The organism is Serratia sp. BIGb0234, assembly GCF_024809915.1.
Taxonomy (GTDB): Bacteria; Pseudomonadota; Gammaproteobacteria; order Enterobacterales; family Enterobacteriaceae; genus Serratia; species Serratia liquefaciens.
Window position 1 is genome coordinate 805,561 of record NZ_JANUEI010000001.1, and the last position, 19,445, is coordinate 825,005.

Consider the following 19,445-nt stretch of genomic DNA (forward strand, 5'->3'; position numbering starts at 1 on the left):
CAGGGGGATAGCGAACTATCCCCCTGTGGCGTTAGGCGGCTTTCTTCTTACGCAGGAATACGTAAGACAGACCCAGGATCACAAACCATAACGGCGTGACGATCAGCGCCTGGCGGGTGTCATCGCGCAGCGTCAGCAGCACCAACACAAACACGAAGAATGCCATACAGACCCAGCACATCAGTTTGCCGGCCGGCATCTTGTAAATCGATTTCTGGTGCAGTGCCGGACGCTTCTTGCGATAAACCAGGTACGAACACAGGATGATGGTCCAGACAAACATGAACAGGATCGCCGAGGCGGTGGTCACCAGCGTGAACACGGTCATGACGTTCGGGATCAGGTAAATCAACACCACACCGCCCAGCAGGCAGATACAGGAGAAGGTCAGCCCGTTAGCCGGCACTGCCCGCTTGGACAGATTGGCGAACGACTTGGGCGCATCGCCTTCCTGCGCCAGACCGAACAGCATGCGGCTGGTGGAAAACACCCCGCTGTTGGCGGAAGAGGCGGCGGAGGTCAGCACCACAAAGTTAATCACGCTGGCTGCCGCCGGCAGGCCAATCAGCACGAACAGTTCCACGAACGGGCTCTTGTCGGCAACCACAGAACTCCATGGCGTGACCGACATGATAACGATCAGGGCGAACACGTAGAACATGATGATGCGGATCGGAATGGAGTTGATGGCGCGGGGCAGCACTTTTTCCGGATCTTTGGTTTCAGCCGCGGTGGTACCAACCAGTTCGATACCGACAAAGGCGAACACCGCAATCTGGAAACCGGCGAAGAAACCGCTGATGCCTTTCGGGAACATGCCACCGTCATTCCACAGGTGTGAGAACGACGCGACGGTACCGGTAGGCGACTGGAACTGCATGGCGATCATGACCAGCCCGGCGACGATCAGCCCGACAATGGCAACGATTTTGATCATCGCAAACCAGAACTCCATTTCGCCAAACATCTTCACCGTCGCCAGGTTAAGGCCCAGCAACAGCAAGACGCACAGCAACGAGGCGATCCATTGCGACAATCCCGGGAACCAGAACTGGGCATAGGCGGTGATCGCCACCACGTCGGCAATGCCTGTGACCACCCAGCAAAACCAGTAGGTCCAGCCGGTAAAGAAACCGGCCCAGGGGCCGAGCAGGTCGGCGGCGAAATCACTGAAAGATTTGTATTCCAGATTGGAGAGCAGCAGCTCGCCCATCGCGCGCATCACGAAGAACAGCATAAAGCCGATGATCATGTACACGAAGATGATGGAGGGGCCGGCCAGACTGATGGTTTTGCCGGAACCCATAAACAGACCCGTACCGATAGCGCCACCGATGGCGATCAGTTGAATATGTCGGTTAGTTAGGTTTCGCCGTAGATGATCTTCTGACGCAGGCGCGGCGTCTGTGGCTATTTTAGAGTGATCTACCATCTGATGATGTCCTGTTTTACCTGTCATGAGTGAAATAGCGAGCTCTGAAGTGGCTCTTTTTTATACGATTATCCGGTTGGCCCGGCTTTAGTAAGGTAGTGCAATAACGCCACCTTTGTGCAACATGTTTACAACATTTATGCGAGGGATAAAAGTCGATTGTTCTTTACACCGAGGAGGCAAATCGGACGTCTTGGGGGCGGAAGATTACTCCTCGTCGTAGCAGATTAACAGCCCTGATCTGACTTATCTTGTTGATATAACAGGGTCTTGAAAATATCGCATGAGAAAAACTAATGGGTGTAAGCGTTTGATGTCGAGGGGGCAAGGGAGAATAATTTACGCCGTTGGGTGATGAGCTCCGTCGGTAGAGCAGTTGACTCTTAAGCAATGGGGCACAGGTTCGAAGCCTGTACGACCTGCCAACAAATCATGCGGTTAGCGAGGATTTTTATTTTTCGGTTTTTCTCAAACGCGCAGATTTGAGACGCGCTTCGCAAAATACGTATCAATTTAGCGTGAATGTTCAGTTGAGTGATCTGGCGCAAACTGGGTCCGTCCCCGCCTATTTTTTTCAGCGTCATCCCGTCGATTTCTCGCAAAATTGATAATGGGACTCTTGCTTGAATTAATCCGCTGCCCATGTGTGTCAGTAGTCATAAAAACAGAAATTCTTAGTATAGACACTACCGTTTGTACCAATGATAACCGTAATAATCGTGATGGTAGGACCCTAGTCATAGTACGTATCGATGCTTGGAGGAAGATGGCGGCGCCTCATATTTCGGGATGTTGCCCAGGAAGGAACGGAGGAATGGAGGTCGTCCCTGGCTTTTGCGGGATGACTCTACTGCCTGTGGCGAGTACGGCATCCAATGGATACATGGATAGCAAGTCTTAACAAGGAGTCGGCTAGATGATCAAGGTGGTGCCACAATCATTTCCTTTGACGCTCTTGGGCATTTTGCTACCCAGTGGCCGAATAGAGGTACCGGGGAAGCTCTGGGATCTCACCGTATGGAGTAGGAAAAGGGTCTGGTGATTTTCGCGAAGTTTTCATGATGTGTAAAAACTACATGCCTATTCCTAATAAAAAAATTTGATAGTGGAATTTTCGATAATTTAATATGTGCGAATATATTTTTAATGTAAAAGGATAATTGTTTTTTTGCTAAATATTTAATTTAAAGCTGAACGAATTTCTGATGAGATATTGGTATTGAGGTGAGGGAAAAGGTAATTTACTACAAGAAAATAGGGTAATGAAAATGGCGACATTAGAAATAGTCGTATACCCATCGCCCTCTTGCTAATTACGCGCCCTAACTATGGGCGCGACAAAGGTTGATTTTTTACAAATTCGTTTTTATATCTGTTGCAATCAGATTATGCACATTGCCTTTATTCGGAAGGGTTATTTCCTCCAGGCTGTCGATGGCAGTTTGTTTTTTTTCTAAAGTTCCACTTTCAAATTTATTAACTATATTTTTAACGTCGATAAAATCCTTGGCGATATGACTGCAATTAACAGCAATTATACCGATTTCATTAAATTCAGCGTGATTTTTGTTTTCCAGAAAAATAATTGGCTTATGGAAGAGTGGATACTCAACCAAGAATGATATGCCATCAGTTACCATAATATCAGACCATTTGAATGAGTCTATGTAATCATGATTGTAGTCAATGCTAGTATTGTCTAATGAATTCCAGCGAGCAATGAATTCTTCAACCTTGTTTTTTGTCTCTTCTGATTTTGCTTTCATATAGTCAAAAAGCGCGGGATGGGGCCTCAACATAATGTTTATTTTTGGGTTTTCTTCTGCAAATGTTAAAAAGTCAAAATAGTTAACATCGAACGTCCCAAAAGATAGCCATCCATCATCAATACTATGATGTGGGGCCCAAAGAATATTTACTTCTTTATGATTTGTTTTTTCTTTAGAGTATTCAATCATTTGTGTGTGAATGAAGTCTAGTTTTGGGTGACCGAAATATCTTGCGTTAATCCCTTTTAGGAGCGAGTTTCGGCACAGCTCTTGATACGCATACTCGGTATCACAATAAATTCTCCAACTGTTATTGTGAAGCGCTTGGTTTGATTGAAAATCAAAATCAGTACCTGACGACATGTTTTTTACTATATTTATAGCATAGTAAGGAATATAGCATATTTTTGCGAAATTTATTTTTTCGGCGCTAAATCCATCAGGGATATCATTATCCCATGGTGATTGTCTAAAGATAACGTCGGGGGCTAGCGTCGTTAGTATTGTAGCTATATCTTTGTCATTACTGGTGCTTACTCTCATGTGGTTAACGCCAATTTTCGCTAACGAGTTACTTGTTTCGGTTTCTCCGGTATAGCCATCGACCCCAGGAAATGAACGAGGAATGCTGGCTATTATCACATTTAGATCTGGATCAGCAGACAAGGCATAGTATATGTTCGCTACAGAATACCATGTATTCATGTTGTGAATTAAAAATAAAACAGTTGGCGTTTTATTTCTATGATTTTGTTTTTTTGATATTATATTTAAAGTTTTATTAATGTGTAGTATTTTTTTGTTGATGTTATCTTTCATTTCAAGTAATGAATGATTATTCTCTGGGATCGCGCTTTCTAGTTTTTCTGATAACCCAATTAATAATTCATTTGTTTTGTTTAAGTTATCTGCGGTGTTTTTTGACTCATTACTTGAATTTTTTGCTTCATCAAGCAACTGTGAAAGCAGTTCTCTGTTTTTTTTGTTTTCGCCAAGTATATCATTTTTTAAAGTGTGAATTTTCTCATCTAAATCCACTATCATATCGTTGCTGTGATGGAGAGCCGCGTCAAACCTTTTAAAAAAAGGAGCCAGTAGATAGGTCGCTATTTTATTCATTATTCATCCTTTCCATAATATCACTATCCAAAAGCTTGCAAAATTAGCATAAATTCAGCAATAAAAATACGGAAAAAATGTAAATGTAAGCGTAAATATTAATGCATGTCCATAATCAATTATTAGTTTTAAAATATATCGTAGAAATATCTTCCTTATCTGCGGAGGAGCCCGCTGATAACTTAGGTGCGTCTCTTTTTAGCTTGGGCAGTGGAATACAAAGTGAGCCAATGACGTGGCATAAAGCAGCTTGTCGGCAGACAGTTCAGCATTACAGCAGATGCTGTATTCATGATTACCTCGTGAAGGCAAGGGGCTGGCATTAGCGCCAGTAGTCAGGCCGATTTTGAGCCGTGTTTCTTAAAAAACGCCTCAATTTAGCGTGAATGTTCAGTTGAATAATGTAGTACACGTTTAGTTTTCCCTCATTATTTACCTCGATCTCTTACCACCCATTCCCTGCAAAATCGATATTGATAGTGAAATTGTGACGGGTTGAACCCGCTTACGCAGGGGTCAGGGCGTATCAATCAAGTGAATGTGCTCACGGCTTTCATGGAATAACCGCCGACAAAGAATACGGTAACAGTCTCGGTCGAACTCATCGGCCGGGAAACTGAGTTTTTCGGCTGCATCCAGCGACGGTGCCGTACCGAGGTAGAACCAGTTGCTGATGACATGAAAAGCTTTAAGTGGCCCTTGTCGTTCCTCAATGGCGATCCTGCCGGGGAATGGCCAGTGCCGCACCTGGGCCTGCTCCAGGGCACCAAGCAGCCTGCTCTGGTGCGCTTGCGGGGTCTCTTTGCCGCAGCATACTCCCGCGCATTTGCCTAATTGATGGCGAAAGCAGGGTTGTCCGGGGCGTCCTTTTTCAATATCCAGGTACGTCAGACAGAGCTGCTCCCGATCGGCAATGTCGATCAGAAAATCGACGGCCGCCGCACGCCGCAGAAACAGGCCGTACAAGTTAGGCGTCCGGGAAAAGTCTAGCGCATCGCTGTATACGATTCGCGTTTGGGAGTCCTGTACCTGCAGCGCGCATAGCCGGCGGATTTTACGCAGCCGCTTGTTGTAGAGCGGGCTTTGCTGTTTCACCAGGGAGGATTCAAGCAGCAGCGCACCAATCTCCCCCACGGTTTCGATGCAGGTTATGCGGCGGGTGGCGGCAAGCAACCGAGCTTCGCGCGGATTGCGTAGATGAGACTGAACGCGGCGGCGGATGTTGACGCTCTTGCCTATGTAGAGGGGATAGGTGCCGTTGTCGCCGTGAAAAAAATAAACCCCGCATCTCTGCGGCAGGTTGGCGACCTCACCGGTCAGATGTTCAGGGTATTGATACATGGGCTATCAGAAACTCACTGCTTATAGGGAAGTGGGGCATCACGCCAATGATAATATTTTCTTATTATAATTCACAGCCGGCTTTCAGCTAACGCTAAGAGTTGAGATTTGTTATCATTTGCGAAAATTTTTTCTATAGGGAGATAGAGATGCGTAAAGCGCTAATAATGGCTCTGGGTGTGATGGTACTGTCAGGCTGTGCGGGGCAACAGGACGACTACGAGTCGCGTAACAAGGCCTCTGCAGACCAGGCCGGTGGCAAAGAGTGGAAAGCGTTCGTCGCGCCTTTATCCGTCAAAACACAATCGCCGGGCGAGCGAGAAATGAAGCGCGTAACCCGGCAGAACTGATTTACGATAAAGCCCACTTGCGTGGGCTTTTTGCATTCTGAACAGGCCCCCGTCAACAGCGGATAGGGCGGTTTTAAAAGGAAGGGAATCATGAGAAAAGTTAATTCAGGATCGGAAACTCGCCTGTCGGCAGTATTGCTCGTTATCGCAACGCTGTTGTTAGCAGGCTGCTCGGGGACGGGCACTGCGGCTAAACCTGAGGTATCTGGAGGCGAAGTCGATGACCTTTTCGCAGGATTGGAAGGTAAAACGGCGCCAGCACCTGGGCGAGAGATCAACCGATATATCTCGCAGATCGCAGCGGCTATTCAACGTCATTTTCAATATGACAGCGTCTACGCCGGCAAGGAATGCTCATTACGACTCAAGTTGGCTCCGGATGGCATGCTGTTAGATGTCCGGGCTGAAGGCGGTGATCCCGCACTTTGCCGTGCGGCTGTAGTGGCAACCGCAAATGCCAGCTTTCCCAAACCCCCGACACCGGCGGTTTACGCTGTGGTTAAGAATGCCGCGTTGGAATTCCGTCCTCAATAATCGAGAGCGGCCATTAAAACAGCTGACCGACAGACATCAGAGCCACGGCCCACACCCCGGCAGACAGCGCACTGGCGCAATAGACCTGCTTGCGCGGCAGGGCAATCATGCCGGCAACCAATGGCACGGTATAGCGCATCACGGCCAGAAAGCGCGATACAAACAGCAACGGGATCCCGTTGTTCTGTAACGCGGATTGCGCCTTGTTCAATGCGCCACGGTATCTGACCGGCAGCCAGTTCCCGCTTTGGCGCTTTTGAAGCCATGCGCCGCAATGGAAAGACAAAACGGAGCCGAGCAGGGCACCCAGGGTTATCGCCGCCCAGACATGAGCATCGGCCAGCACCGGCTTGCCGGCGACAATGCCTAACATCAACGTCACCGATGCGGGCGGCAGAACCGAAGAAATGAAAATGACTGACTTGCCCAATGCAAACAGAAAAATAAGCAGCAACAGGAGACCGGGCTCCGGGCCGTATTTGGTGATAATAGCGGTTAATGTCTCCATGGATGACCCCCAGAAAATGTAGGGTCAGTGTCTCATTCACCGCTTCAATATAAGCTAAATCGAATGGGCTTCAGCCCAGGCTTACCCACTCACCTGAGCCTGACGCTCGGTGCTCTGCGTAGCCCACCCTTTGAGTGCAAAAATCAGCGCGGCGCACAGCAAAGAGAAAATTGCCAGTACGATCAGGCCGGCATGCGGGCTATCGAAGCGCAGTTCTGCCTCGGTACGGATTAGCGGCGCCAGGAAACTGAACAGTGCGCCCAGCGTGGTGCAAAAACCGATGCCGGCCGCCAGCGCCGGGCCTGAAAGTATCTGCGCCGGTAAGGTCCAGAATATCGGCTGCACCGCCAGGAAGCTGACGGCGCAAAAGCACAACGCAATAATGGCAACAGTCGGCCCGGCATAGGACGAAACAACCAATCCCAGTGCGGCAATCACCATGCAGCCGATGGCGATGGGCAAGCGGCGGGCGGTTTTGCGGTCGGCATAACGCGGGATGTAATAGACCCCAAATGCAGAAACGGCCCAGGGAATTGCCGCTACCAGCGATGCCTTAAACCCGATATTGGTGCCCATCAGCGAGGCCACCTGCGAGGGCAGGAAAAACAACAGGCCATACACGCCGACCTGAATGGTGCCGTAAATAAACGCCAGGTGCCAAACCTTGGAATTTTTCAACGCCTCTTTCACGCTGCTGGCCTCGGTATTTGTTTGCTCCAGGGCCAACTGTGCCACCAACGCCTGCTTCTCTTCCGGGTTAAGAAATCGCGCCTTGGCCGGGCTGTCGTCAAGATAGAAATAGGCGAAGATCCCCAACACGACGGCCGGTAAACCTTCCAGAACAAACATCCAGAACCAACCTGGCTGCCCCAGCACGCCGTGCATTTCGAGCAACGCGCCAGAAATGGGCGAGCCAAGGGTCAAGGCCGCGGGAACCCCGAGGACAAAGATACCTATCACGGAGGCTCGAACCTTATTGGGAAAATAAAGGGAAGCCAGCAACAGGATACCCGGGTAGAAGCCAGCCTCGGCCAACCCCAACAGGAAGCGCAAGGCGATAAATTGATATTCGTTGCTGACGAAACCGGTGCAGGCGGACAAGGCCCCCCACACTGCCGTGGTGGCGCTAAGCCAGACTTTTGCCCCTAGTTTGTTCATCATCAGGTTGGCTGGAATGCCGAAGATGGCGTAAGCCGCGAAGAAAATCCCTGCACCCAATGCGAAGGCGGTTTGCGACAGGCCAATATCCACCGACATTGCCTCCTTGGCAAAGCCTACGTTTACCCGATCGATAAAGGCGACGAAATACAGAGAGAACATCAGGGGGATTAATCTGCGCCACGTTTTTTTAATTGCTGAATTGAGCGCGGAACTGGTGTTGGTCGTATTACTCACGGGGCTACCCTCTCAAACAGGTTGAATGACTGGGGCCGGCGGTGTAACGCCGGCAGCTTGCCTGCACCTATTGCCACTGCGGAACATTCACCGTCGGTTTTCAGTTTTCACTCAAAGGTCTAAAGGACTAATGGTCAGGCCTTTGTGGGCAAAAAAAAGCAGCAATGAACGCTATCCTGGCCTGTGCAGCCACGGAAAATCTGTTGGTAGAAACCAAAAATTGACAATTGGTTAACCTGAAATTCACACATGGCTGGTCGTGATTCAAGCCTGCTGATGAATATCTGTGCGCGTAATCACTGAATGACAAGCTTTGAATTATCACCACGATTAATGAAGGCAAAGTCTGGTCTTCGAGGGTAGAGTGGCCACCCATGACAGATAAACTGAAAGAGAAAAGACGCCATGCTAAAGGTGATTGCTGAAGATTTTATCAAGCACGACCGTATTGAAACGGTGTTGCCGCTGTATCGCGAATTGGTAGAGAAAACCCGTCAGGAGGCGCTGTGCCTCTCCTATGAGTTGTTGATTGACCATCAGGATCCGGGGCATTTTATTTTCGTCGAGGAGTGGCCCGATCGGGCAGCGTTGGACACGCATTGCCAAACCGAGCATTTCAAGCGCCTGGTGCCTTTAATCAATCAGCACCAGAGCAAGCCTTGTACCTTTTTGTTTATGCAGCCTTTTCCCTCAGACGAGGGTTAACCAGGCAAAAAAATCCCCGCAGAGCGGGGTCAATGGCTTCTCAATTGCGGTCTTGTAGTGATTAAAAATTAGACTGCGAATGATTGCCATTCCCTCAGAATGCTCTTAAAAGACTTTTGCTGCCAACCGCACCTGATCTACCCAGCTTTGTTGGTAATCAAAGCTGGGGGCCTCATGTTGCGTCATCCCATGACGAACGATGGCTTTTACCGCCTGGGTAGCCAGCGGGTGCTTCTGGGCGATTTGCCCGGCGATCAGCCGTGCCTCTTCCAGAGCGCTTCCCTCGCTGATCCGTGAAATAACACCGTGCCGCCAGGCTTCCTCCACGCCTATGACGCGACCGGTCAGTAACCAGTCGAGGGCGATATAGGGGGAGATGCGCGCCGGCAGGCGCGAACATCCGCCTTGTGCCGCAATCAGCCCCAGCCCGGTCTCCGGGAAACTGAATTGCGTATCCCGCCCGGCGACGATCAGGTCACAGGCCAGCGCTATCTCGAACCCTCCGCCGAAGGCGATACCCTCCACGGCGGCGATAATCACCTTGGTGAGTCGCGCATGCACCAGGCCGGCAAAGCCATTCGGATCGATCACCGGAAGTTCGCCCTGCTGAAAGGCTTTGACGTCCATCCCGGCCGAGAACACCTGTGGCTGACCGGTCAACAGGATCACCCGAACCTTTTCATCCTGCTCGGCCTGTTGCAGGTAGCGTTGGATCAGGCGAGCCATCGCCAAATTGATGGCGTTCTTTTTTTCCGGCCGGTTCAGGGTAATCACGGCGATGCCGTCCTGTTGTTCATACAGCACCGGTGGTGGCAGGTCAGTCATGGCTTTTTTCTCCCTGGAAGAACAGCAGCGTCAGCAGCAGGGCGATGGCGCCCAACGGCAACGAAAACAGCGGCAGGTAATAAGCAGGCAAGGTATACAGCGTCAGGCCGCCGAGCATGCCGCCTGCCGCAATGCCGGCATACAGTACCGAGCTGTTCAGCGACACGGTCAGCGCGCCAAAACGTTTGGACAGCGACAGCAAGTGGTGCTGAATAGGCACCAGATACATCCAGCCGGTAATCCCCCATACCAGAAATATTGCCAGCACCCACCAGGGTGAGGTGACGTAAAAGGCCAGCAGGAACAATGAAAGGGTTTGAATCGACACGGAAAACAGCAGGACAAATTTACTGCCGAAGGTATCGGTCAATAAACCGGAAACGAAATTGCCGATGACGGCCCCGATGCCGAACACCAGTAACGCGATGGGCAAAATCGCCTCCGGGCCCAACTGAGTATTCTTCAGCAATACGCTCACATAGCTGTAAACAATGTGTTCGGAGCAGACGGCGAAGAAGGTGATCAGCAGCGTGGTCAGCACTGCCTTTTGTCGCAGTGGGGCCAACCGTTCTTTCAGCGAATGTTTCCCCGGCGCGGCGATGGCGTTCAGCGCCAGCGAAAGCCCCAGCAGCGCAACGGCACCTAACAGGGCGATCAGCAGGAAGATCTCCCGCCAGCCGATCAGCTTGGCCAGGAAGGTGCCAAAGGGAATGCCCAGCGCGATAGCCAGCGTCATGCCGCCATACACAATCGATATCGCCAGCCCGCGGCGTTTTTCCGCCACCAGCCCGACTGCGGCGGCGGCGGCCTGCGGCGTGTAGCAAGCCGCCCCCAGCGCCGCCAGTACGCGGCCCGCGGAGATTTGCAAAAAGCTGTCGGCATAGGCGCAAACCAGATTACCGGCGATAAACAACACCAGAGCCAGCTGCAAGATATGTTTGCGGTTGAGGTTGCCCAGCAGCCAGGCGGTCAGCGGAGCGAACACCATATAGGCCAGGGCGAAGACCGAGATTAACTGCCCCGCTTGCGCAGGGCTGACGGCAAAGGTGCCGGAAATCTCGTCAAGTATGCCGGCGACGATAAACGCATCGGTACCGATGGCAAAGGTGCCGGTCGCCATCAGACACAGCGTAAGAAAATGGCCGTTGTAGTCCGTCAACTTCATCCCGCTCTCCGTAACGCATTGGCGGCCCAGATTTTGCTCAGCGCCGCCAGGAAATATTCCACGTCCTCATGAGTATGGGCCGAGGTCGGCGTAACCCGCAAACGTTCGCTGCCGACCGGCACCGTCGGGGCATTGACCGGTTGCACGTAAATATCGTACTCATCGAGCAGTTGTTTGCTGATGTGCTTGTTGCGGTGTGGATCGCCGACCAGCACCGGCAGAATATGGCTGTCCTCCGAGACCAGAGGAATACCGGCGGCGCGCAGGCCGGATTTCAGGTGATCGATTATCGCCAGCAGATGTTTGCGTTGGTTGTCATGTTCCAGGTTGTATTTGAAGCTGGCCAGCGCCGCCGCCACCACCGGCGCGGGGGAGGAGGTGCTGAAGACGAACGCCGGTGCCCAGCTGCGTACGGCTTCTACCACCGCGCGCGGTGCGGCGATATAGCCACCGGCAGCGCCGTAGGACTTACCAAAGCCCCCCTGAATAATGGTGATCTTGTCCAGCAGGCCCAATTGCTCGGCATAACCCAAGCCCCGCTGGCCGTAAACGCCGGCGGAGTGGATTTCGTCCAGATAGGTCAGCGCCTGATGTTTCTCCGCCAGCGCGACAATCTGTGCCAGCGGGGCAAAGTCGCCGTCCATCGAATAGAGCGACTCGAAGGCGATCAGCTTGGGACGTTGCGGATCGGCTTCCTGCAGCAGCTCGGCCAGGTGCGCAACGTCATTGTGGCGAAAGATTTTCTTCTCCGCCTTGCTGTAGCGAATGCCGTAAATCATCGAAGCATGGTTCAGCTCATCAGAAAAGACGATCAGATTGGGAATGGCGTCGCACAGCGTCGAGAGCGTGGCGTCATTGGCCCCAAAGCCGGTGGTGAACAACAGCGCGGACTCCTTGCCGTAGGCTTTGGCCAGCAAGCTTTCCAACTCGCTGTGGTAGATCGAAGTGCCGGAAATACTGCGTGCCCCGCAGGTACCCAGCCCGACACGGTTTACCGCCTCGGTGGTGGCCAGAATCACCTTGGGGTGATGGCTCATCGCCAGATAGTCATTGGAGCACCAGACGTTCAGACGGCGCTCACCCTGTTGCCCGTGGCTGGTGGCCCAGGGTTTATCCAGCACGCTGCGTTCCAGGTTGAGGAACTCGCGGAACCGGCCCTGTTTTTTGGTTTCGGCCAGTTTTTCTTCAAGAATGTTCAATACGCTCATACGGAATTCCTTACATTAGAGGGCTTTAATCACCAATGAAACACCCTGGCCGACACCGACACACATCGTCACCAGCGCATTGCTTAATTGCCGGGTATGCAGCTCCAGCGCGCTGGAAAGCACCAGACGCGCGCCGGACATGCCCAGCGGATGCCCGAGGGCGATGGCACCACCGTTCGGATTGACTCGCGTATCGTCGAAGTCGATGCGCCAACTTTGCAGCGTCGCCAACACCTGCGCGGCAAATGCCTCATTAATTTCAATGACGTCGAAATCATTCAGCGTAAAACCGGTACGTGTTAACAGACGCTCGGTCGCGGCGATCGGCCCAATGCCCATCAACGCGGGGGCAACGCCGGCGCTGGCGCTGTCGCCAATTTCCGCCAGCGGCTGGAGTGACTTGCGCTTGACATAGCGACCGCTGGCCAGCAACAGCACGGCGGCACCGTCATTGATACCTGAGGCATTCCCGGCGGTGACCGAGCCTTCGGGGGTGAAGGCCGGCTTCAGCGCCTGCAGTTTTTGCAGCGTAGTCTGGCGCGGGAACTCGTCCTGCGCGAAGGATTGGCGGCTTTTGCGATCGACCTGAACATCCAGCGCGGTGATCTCCCTGGCCAATCGGCCATTTTCGATAGCCCGCCAGGCCTTTTGCTGCGACGCCAGGGCAAAATTATCCTGATCCTCGCGGGATATGCGGTATTGCTGCGCGACGTTTTCGGCCGTGATGCCCAACGGTTCGCTGCCATAGCGTTGCGCCAGCTGAGGGTTGACAAAGCGCCAGCCCAGCGTGGTGTCGAACAGTTTGATCCCCTTATCGAATGGCATTTCGCCTTTGCTCATCACATAGGGCGCGCGGCTCATGCTTTCGACACCGCCGGCCAACACCAGATCGCTAAGGCCGCTTTTGATTTTTGCGCCGGCATAAATCACGGCGTCCAGCCCGGAGGCGCACAGCCGGTTAAGGGTAATCGCCGGTACTCCCTGATCCAGACCGGACAACAACGCCGCCATGCGCGCAACGTTACGGTTGTCTTCACCGGCCTGATTGGCACAGCCCAGCACCACCTCATCGACATCCGCCTCGCTTTCCGGGTGTCGTTGCAGCAACGCCCGAATAATCGAGGCCGCCATATCGTCCGGGCGGGTTAATGCCAGACTACCGCCGTAGGCGCCGATCGCCGTGCGCGTACCGTCAATCAAATAGACCCCATCGTCTTTAATCGTCATCATTTTTCCTTAGGGCGCGACGGCCAGCTCGGGCCTTGTGGTGTGCAGCAACGAGTAATGCGGGTAATAGCGGGCGGAATGCAGCAGTTGCGCCATATTATCCAGCGTCGATTTCACGTTTTTCTGCCCGAGCTGAGCCAGCCAGGCAAAAATACCGTCGGCATAGTTGACGCCGGCCACGGCGGCGATATCGATGTCTTCTCGGCTACAAACCCCGCTCTCCACCATGATCACCGACTCATTGATCAGGCTGCTCAGAACCCGCGCGACGATCAGGCCTGGGGAATCTTTAACAAACTCCACCTGCGGGATCACCGCTTGCAGCAGCGTGAGGAACAGCGCTTTATTCGTCTCGGTAGCCTGTTGGCTGTGGGCCGCCACCAGAAAAGCGGTGTTGGCGTAGTTCAGTGCAACGTCGATCACGAAGGTATCGAGGCCCGCTAAGTCGGCAAGCTGATTGGCCGTTCGCCCATCGGTGATTTTGACTGCCAGACTGTCATTCACCTGGATAAACCGTCCCAGCACCGGGTGTTCCGGCTGACGTGTTATTGGGAGGGGCGCCCAGGTCGCGAGGGCATGCTGTTGCAGCAGATCGAACAGCGGATGTTCGCCAAAAAAATGCAGCGAGCTCAGCGTACCGCCGCCGGCAGCCGGTGGGGGGGCTGTGTCAGCCGAGGGAGAAAAAAAGGAGCGGCCGTTTTTCTTCCCCAACAGCCCGGCATCCACCAGCGAACGTTGCAAATGGCCGGGGGTGTAGCGGGGGTCATACTGCATGTCCTGCCAAATCTGGCTGCTGACCTGATAATTAATGTCCTGACCGATAAAATCAGTCAGTTCCAAAGGCCCCATGCGAAAGTGGCCTCCGGCCTTGAGCGCACGGTCGATTTGCGGTGCCAGCGCCACGTTTTCTTCCAGCAGGCGAAAACCTTCCAGATAAAAAGGCCGCGCCATGCGATTGACGATAAAACCCGGCGTGGCTTTGCAGACCACAAACTGTTTGCCTATCGCCGTGACCAACTGCTGGCAGCGTAAGGTTGTGACCCGGGCGGTAAAATAGGACGGGATAATTTCGATCAGCTTCATCAGCGGTGCCGGGTTGAAGAAATGCAGGCCGATAAAGCGCGAGTTATTTTCTATGCCCGCGGCCAGTTTATTCAGCGACAGCGAAGAGGTATTGGTGGCGATAATCGCCTCTTTTTTTACCGTGGCGGCAATGGCCGCGAGGATCTCATGCTTGGTGGGTTCATGTTCCGCAATGGTTTCAATCACTAGGTCACTGTCGGCGATAGCGTCGAAAACAGGCGAGAAAACCAGGTTGGCCAAGATCTCGCCTTTTTTCTGTTGGCTTATTTTTCCGTTATCGATTTTTTTATTCAGGTCACCGACAATATAATCACGTGCCTGATTCAAAGAATGAGCGCTGCGATTATAAAGCAGGGTTCGTATGCCGTTCAGTGCCAAAAGATAGGCAATACCTCTGCCCATGGTTCCGGCGCCAATCACGGCGACCGAATTTATTACCGTATTATTCTCTGCCATAAAAATCCCCGTGAGTATTCTTCTGCTTTGCAAAATTCGCAAATGCTTATATTTTATTTGAATTTAAAAAGCACCAGGTGCCTATGGCGAAGGTAATTGGCGGCGAAGTGACTGTCTAACGGTAGAAGTGACAGGTTTACAATAAATAGGCTTTATGTTATTCGCGAAATTCTTAGCGCCGGTGCAATATAAAGTCGTTATTTATTAATAATGGCAGGGGAATAGCTGTTTTTGTTATAGCCATGGTATTTTTTATTATATGAAACGGCTGTTGTCGCCCTGAGCCCTCCACTATAGTTAACCTCACTTAATGATTGCGGCGCTGTGCTCTGGAGAACCCGTGTTATGGACACTCACTTTCAGCCTTTGATGGATGATCTGCTTGGCAGCCTGTCTGACCGCGACCTTTTTTTAAACCGTCTGGCACCTTGCGCTCAGGCGCTGGGCTTCGAGTACTTCTCTTATACGGTCTTTTCCTGCTACCCGGCCAGCCGGCCCAAGATGCTGATAGAGGGTAATTATCCTGCGCAATATCTTGAGGACTATCGCAAATTGCGGATCTATCTGCAGGATCCGATGATCGAGCAGGCCCATCACTCTACGCTGCAATTCTATTGGGACGAGCCGTTCTACCGGGATAAACCGGAGCTGTGGTGGCGCATGGCGCAGTACGGCATTCGTGAAGGCTGGTCGCAGTCCGTCAAGGATTGCTACGGCCGGTTGGGCATCCTCACTTTTGCCGGTAAGAGTATCCCCACTCAGTCCCCGCAGGCCGGGGCACGTAACGAAACTTTCTTTCTGTGGCTGGCGCAGACCGCCCACAAAACGCTGCGCGAAGCATTAATATCGGTAAACGACGAGGCAATAAAGGATGTGCTGACGCTGCGTGAGAAAGATATTTTACGCTGGTGCAGCGAAGGCAAAACCTCGGAAGAAACGGCGCTGTTAATGGGCTTGAGTGAGCGCACCGTAAATTTCCACATCGGTAACTCGATTAAAAAACTGTCGGTGGCCAATAAAACCGCCGCTACCGCAAAAGCGGTGTATTTACAGCTGATTTAGCCGCCTTTGAAATAATTATTCGGCTAGCCGTTAGACGGGTTGTGTTTATATTTTGTTAAATAAGGAAATATCCCACTCAGTATTTACCGCCGATCACAAAAGCGCGACAAAGCGGTTCACCCTTATCCTCCCCGGCAGTACCCTGTGGGCACCACGGTTACATAGAAGGGATGTGATATGTATAAGACCATATTAGTGCCGATCGATATTGAAGAAGATCTGTTGACCGAGCATGCGCTGGAGCATGTGGTGTACCTGGCGAAAATGTCCGGTGCCAAAGTGCACTTTTTCCATGCGCTGCCGGACGCCTCGGCATTCGTTACCGCTTACTCGTTCGGCATCAAAGAGTTTGAGAACAAGGCGGAAGTGAAGGCGGTGGATAAGCTCAAGCAGATCATGGCGGAAATCGACCTTCCGCTGGAGCGGCTGGATTACACCGTCAGCTTCGGTTCGCCGCGCGATCAGGTACTGGAACTGGCGGAGGAAATCGAAGCCGATCTGATCATCATCGGCTCGCGCCGACCGAGCGTGAAAACCTATCTGCTGGGTTCCAATGCGGCGGCCATTGTTCGCCATGCCAATATTTCGGTGATGGTTGTCCGGTAATCCTTTCAAATCAGGCCCGCAGTTTAACGCTGTGGGCCTGCCTCATTATTAAACGTTAGCGACAGAGAGCCGCAATCTCCTCATACAACGCCTGCGGGATGGTGACGCCGTGCTGTTCGCTGTATTGCCGTTGTTGAAAGCGCCGTTCTCCCGGAATGCGCGCCCCTTGCTCGCTCATATCAGCAAACAAGGCTTCCGCCCTGGCCAAATGCGCCACTTTATCCGGCCCCAGAAAACGATCGGGATCCATGGCGATGATCAGCTCGCCGCCGTAAGGGGAGGAGCCGGTCTGGCGATCGTAGGCCAGCGATTCCTTACTGGTCATATCGCCAATCAACGGCCCGGCAAGCAGTTCAACCATCGCCGCCAGCGCCGAGCCTTTATGACCGCCAAAGGTCAGCATCGCACCTTGCAACACGCTTTGGGCATCGGTAGAGGGTTTCCCCTGTTGATCTATGCCCCAGCCTGGCGGCAACGGGGTACCGGCACGACGATGCAGTTCAATCTCGCCGCGTGCGGCGGCGCTGGTGGCCATATCAAAAATAAAGGGGGGCCGCTGCGGCCGCGGCCAGCCGAAGGCGATAGGGTTGGTACCGAACAACGGCCGGCTTCCCCCTGCTGGCGTAACCCAGGCATGGCTGGGCGTGCAGGCCAACGCCACCAGGCCTTGATCGGTTAAAGGTTCGATATCGGCCCATAATGCCGAGTAATGCACACAGTGGTTAATGGCCAGCGCGGCAATGCCGTTGGTGCGTACCTTTTCGACAAAAACCGGCAGCGCCGTGCGATAGGCCAGCAGCGAAAAAGCATCGTGGGCGTCGACCCGCAAGATCGCCGGGGCCTGATCAAGCAGCGTCGGACGGGCATCGGCGGAAACTTTGCCCGCCAATAGCGAACGCACGCAGCCAAGCACTCGGTACAAACCGTGCGAAGCGCAGCCGTCGCGTTCACCGGCCGTCACATTTTGGGCGACGGCATCGGCGTGTTCGGCGCTGAATCCGTTACTGCGCAATGCCTTCAGCGCCAGCTCATAGGCTTGCTCCAACGTCAGCCTCTGGGTTTGCGTCATCAGATATCTCCTCTGGATTTACTCTTCTTCATCACCGGCAAAATTCGCCCGAGGTAAACAGGTATAGGCGCCCCAGTAGTAGATCGCCAGCGCAATGACTGCGACGGTGATGGTGTCCCATGGGTGACCGATAGCGTTGATGCCGCCAAAACTGCCGAGATAAGAAGCGATGATAATCAGCGCATAGAAGGCGATCAGCCACAGCGAGGACCAAATCTGCTGCTTGAGGCTGACGGCGTGGGTCGGCACCTTATTTTTGAACAGGATATAGACCACAAACATCAGGATTTGCAGGCCGAGCAGCCAGGAGACGGTATTCCAACCGGACCAGTAGACGATCAGCGCCGAGATGATAAATGACACCGGACCGAGCACGCAGAAGCCGCGCACGAAAAATGGTCGCGGCAGCTCAGGGGCATTGCGGCGCAGGCCGGCGGCGGTGACGGGCGCAATCGCGTAACTCAGGACCAGCGCGGCGGAAACCACGCCGATCAGCTTCTCCCATGAAGGGAAGGGCAGCGTCCAGAAAATCGACAAGGCGAAAGTCAGCCAGAGAGCAGGACGCGGAATGCCGGACTCGCCGTCGACGCGAGTGAATATTTTAAAGAAGGTGCCGGCGCGCGCCCAACCGTATACCACGCGTGGTGTGGCGTTCATATAAATGTTGCCGGTGCCGCTCGGTGAGATAATCGCATCGCTCACCACCAGAAAAGCCAGCCAGCCCATGCCCAGGGTGATGGCGATATCACGGTAGGGCAGCGAAAATTGCTGGCTGATCCCGGCCCAGCCGCCGCTCAGCATCTCGCTGGGAATACTGCCGAGGAAAGCCACCTGCAGCAGCACGTAAATGAGCGTGGACAACACCACCGACAGGATCAGCGCGATAGGAATGGTGCGCTGCGGGTTTTGCACCTCGCTGGCAACCGAGATAATCGGCGTCAGGCCCAGGTAGGCGAAAATAATCCCCCCGGCGGATATGGCGGCTTCGACGCCGGCGGAGCCAAAGGGGGCAAACCCCTGGCTGTGCAGGTTTTCGGGTTTGAAGAAACTGAACAACACGACGATCACCAACAGCGGCACCACAAATTTAATCACGCTGATCAGGTTGTTGGATTTGGCAAAGGTCTTGACGCTGTAGTAGTTCAGCGCGAAGAAAAAACACAGCAGCAACAGTTGGACCAGCCAGCCGATCAGCGTTGGATCGCCGGAGCCCGGTTGGCTCAAAAAAGGAAACCAGGCGGCGGCGTACTGACGGGCGGCCACGATCTCAATGGAGATCAGGCTGGAGAACGCTATCAGGGTGATAAAGCCCAGCAGATAGCCCATCAGTTCACCGTGGGAAAACACCGGATAGCGGATAATACCGCCGGCGCGCGGCAGCGCTGCGCCCAGCTCACAATAGACAATGCCGAGCAGCAACACCGCCAGGCCGCCGATCAGCCAGGAGTAAATACCGGCCGGGCCGGCAATGGAAGAGACGTGGCTGGCGGCGAACAGCCAGCCGGAACCAAAGATTGCGCCCAGGCCGATAAACGTCAGATCGGTGAGCGTAAGCTGCTTCTTGAATTTGCCTTGGGTTGTCATGGAATGA

Annotated in this window: 17 protein-coding genes; 5 read left to right on the plus strand and 12 right to left on the minus strand. The window is 53.1% G+C overall.

The features are described from left to right. Positions 1–31 precede the first annotated feature (31 nt). The 3 genes from cycA to M2407_RS03915 form a co-directional block, all read right to left on the minus strand. Positions 32–1,432 carry a D-serine/D-alanine/glycine transporter gene (cycA, locus tag M2407_RS03905; RefSeq protein ID WP_259216776.1) on the minus strand — a complete coding sequence of 467 codons (1,401 nt, stop codon included), beginning with the start codon at positions 1,430–1,432 and terminating at the stop codon, positions 32–34. Positions 1,433–2,784: 1,352 nt separating this feature from the next. Then, complete coding sequence (locus M2407_RS03910; protein ID WP_259216777.1) at positions 2,785–4,320, minus strand: CDP-glycerol glycerophosphotransferase family protein; 1,536 nt, start codon at positions 4,318–4,320, stop codon at positions 2,785–2,787. Positions 4,321–4,836: 516 nt separating this feature from the next. Next, the gene (locus M2407_RS03915) at positions 4,837–5,661 is read right to left on the minus strand and encodes an endonuclease (RefSeq protein ID WP_122078391.1); all 825 of its coding nucleotides are present in this window, start codon (positions 5,659–5,661) and stop codon (positions 4,837–4,839) included. Positions 5,662–5,810: 149 nt separating this feature from the next. Between M2407_RS03915 and M2407_RS03920 the strand changes: the two genes are divergently transcribed. Next, on the plus strand, positions 5,811–6,011 hold the full coding sequence (locus M2407_RS03920) for a hypothetical protein (RefSeq protein ID WP_259216778.1): 201 nt from the start codon (positions 5,811–5,813) through the stop codon (positions 6,009–6,011). A gap of 90 nt (positions 6,012–6,101) precedes the next feature. Then, positions 6,102–6,545: a cell envelope integrity protein TolA gene (tolA, locus tag M2407_RS03925; protein WP_259216779.1), complete on the plus strand. Its 444-nt coding sequence runs from the start codon at positions 6,102–6,104 to the stop codon at positions 6,543–6,545. A 13-nt stretch (positions 6,546–6,558) separates the two neighbouring features. Here the strand turns inward: tolA and M2407_RS03930 are convergent, their stop codons facing one another. After that, a complete protein-coding gene (locus tag M2407_RS03930) occupies positions 6,559–7,053 on the minus strand; it encodes a DedA family protein (RefSeq protein ID WP_122078397.1) in 495 nt (164 codons plus the stop codon). Between the two features lie 81 nt (positions 7,054–7,134). Beyond that, entirely contained in the window at positions 7,135–8,373 is a 1,239-nt protein-coding gene (locus M2407_RS03935; RefSeq protein ID WP_310445438.1) for an MFS transporter, read from the minus strand. 480 nt (positions 8,374–8,853) lie between these two features. Between M2407_RS03935 and M2407_RS03940 the strand changes: the two genes are divergently transcribed. Beyond that, positions 8,854–9,153, plus strand: a complete 300-nt coding sequence (locus M2407_RS03940; RefSeq protein ID WP_046373950.1) for a putative quinol monooxygenase — start codon at positions 8,854–8,856, stop codon at positions 9,151–9,153. Between the two features lie 105 nt (positions 9,154–9,258). On the opposite strand, the gene M2407_RS03945 is transcribed toward M2407_RS03940, so the two are convergent. Genes M2407_RS03945 through M2407_RS03965 form a run of 5 tightly spaced genes read right to left on the minus strand, consistent with a single transcriptional unit; the run spans position 9,259 to position 15,117 of the window. Further along, positions 9,259–9,978: an enoyl-CoA hydratase-related protein gene (locus M2407_RS03945; RefSeq protein WP_259216782.1), complete on the minus strand. Its 720-nt coding sequence runs from the start codon at positions 9,976–9,978 to the stop codon at positions 9,259–9,261. After that, positions 9,971–11,143 carry an MFS transporter gene (locus M2407_RS03950; protein ID WP_048762016.1) on the minus strand — a complete coding sequence of 391 codons (1,173 nt, stop codon included), beginning with the start codon at positions 11,141–11,143 and terminating at the stop codon, positions 9,971–9,973. Before M2407_RS03950 ends, M2407_RS03945 begins: the two co-directional genes overlap by 8 nt. Then, positions 11,140–12,351, minus strand: a complete 1,212-nt coding sequence (hemA, locus tag M2407_RS03955) for a 5-aminolevulinate synthase (protein WP_122078401.1) — start codon at positions 12,349–12,351, stop codon at positions 11,140–11,142. Before hemA ends, M2407_RS03950 begins: the two co-directional genes overlap by 4 nt. 15 nt (positions 12,352–12,366) lie before the next feature. Beyond that, a complete protein-coding gene (locus tag M2407_RS03960) occupies positions 12,367–13,578 on the minus strand; it encodes an acetyl-CoA C-acyltransferase (protein ID WP_259216783.1) in 1,212 nt (403 codons plus the stop codon). 9 nt (positions 13,579–13,587) lie between these two features. Next, positions 13,588–15,117 carry a 3-hydroxyacyl-CoA dehydrogenase NAD-binding domain-containing protein gene (locus M2407_RS03965; protein WP_142815531.1) on the minus strand — a complete coding sequence of 510 codons (1,530 nt, stop codon included), beginning with the start codon at positions 15,115–15,117 and terminating at the stop codon, positions 13,588–13,590. A 345-nt stretch (positions 15,118–15,462) separates the two neighbouring features. Between M2407_RS03965 and M2407_RS03970 the strand changes: the two genes are divergently transcribed. Beyond that, positions 15,463–16,179 carry an autoinducer binding domain-containing protein gene (locus tag M2407_RS03970; RefSeq protein WP_020826218.1) on the plus strand — a complete coding sequence of 239 codons (717 nt, stop codon included), beginning with the start codon at positions 15,463–15,465 and terminating at the stop codon, positions 16,177–16,179. Positions 16,180–16,356: 177 nt separating this feature from the next. Beyond that, positions 16,357–16,785, plus strand: a complete 429-nt coding sequence (locus M2407_RS03975; RefSeq protein WP_020826219.1) for a universal stress protein — start codon at positions 16,357–16,359, stop codon at positions 16,783–16,785. 55 nt (positions 16,786–16,840) lie between these two features. Here the strand turns inward: M2407_RS03975 and M2407_RS03980 are convergent, their stop codons facing one another. Next, the gene (locus tag M2407_RS03980; RefSeq protein WP_198639811.1) at positions 16,841–17,854 is read right to left on the minus strand and encodes an Ldh family oxidoreductase; all 1,014 of its coding nucleotides are present in this window, start codon (positions 17,852–17,854) and stop codon (positions 16,841–16,843) included. Positions 17,855–17,872: 18 nt separating this feature from the next. Then, a complete protein-coding gene (locus M2407_RS03985; RefSeq protein ID WP_122078409.1) occupies positions 17,873–19,438 on the minus strand; it encodes an APC family permease in 1,566 nt (521 codons plus the stop codon). Positions 19,439–19,445 lie beyond the last annotated feature (7 nt).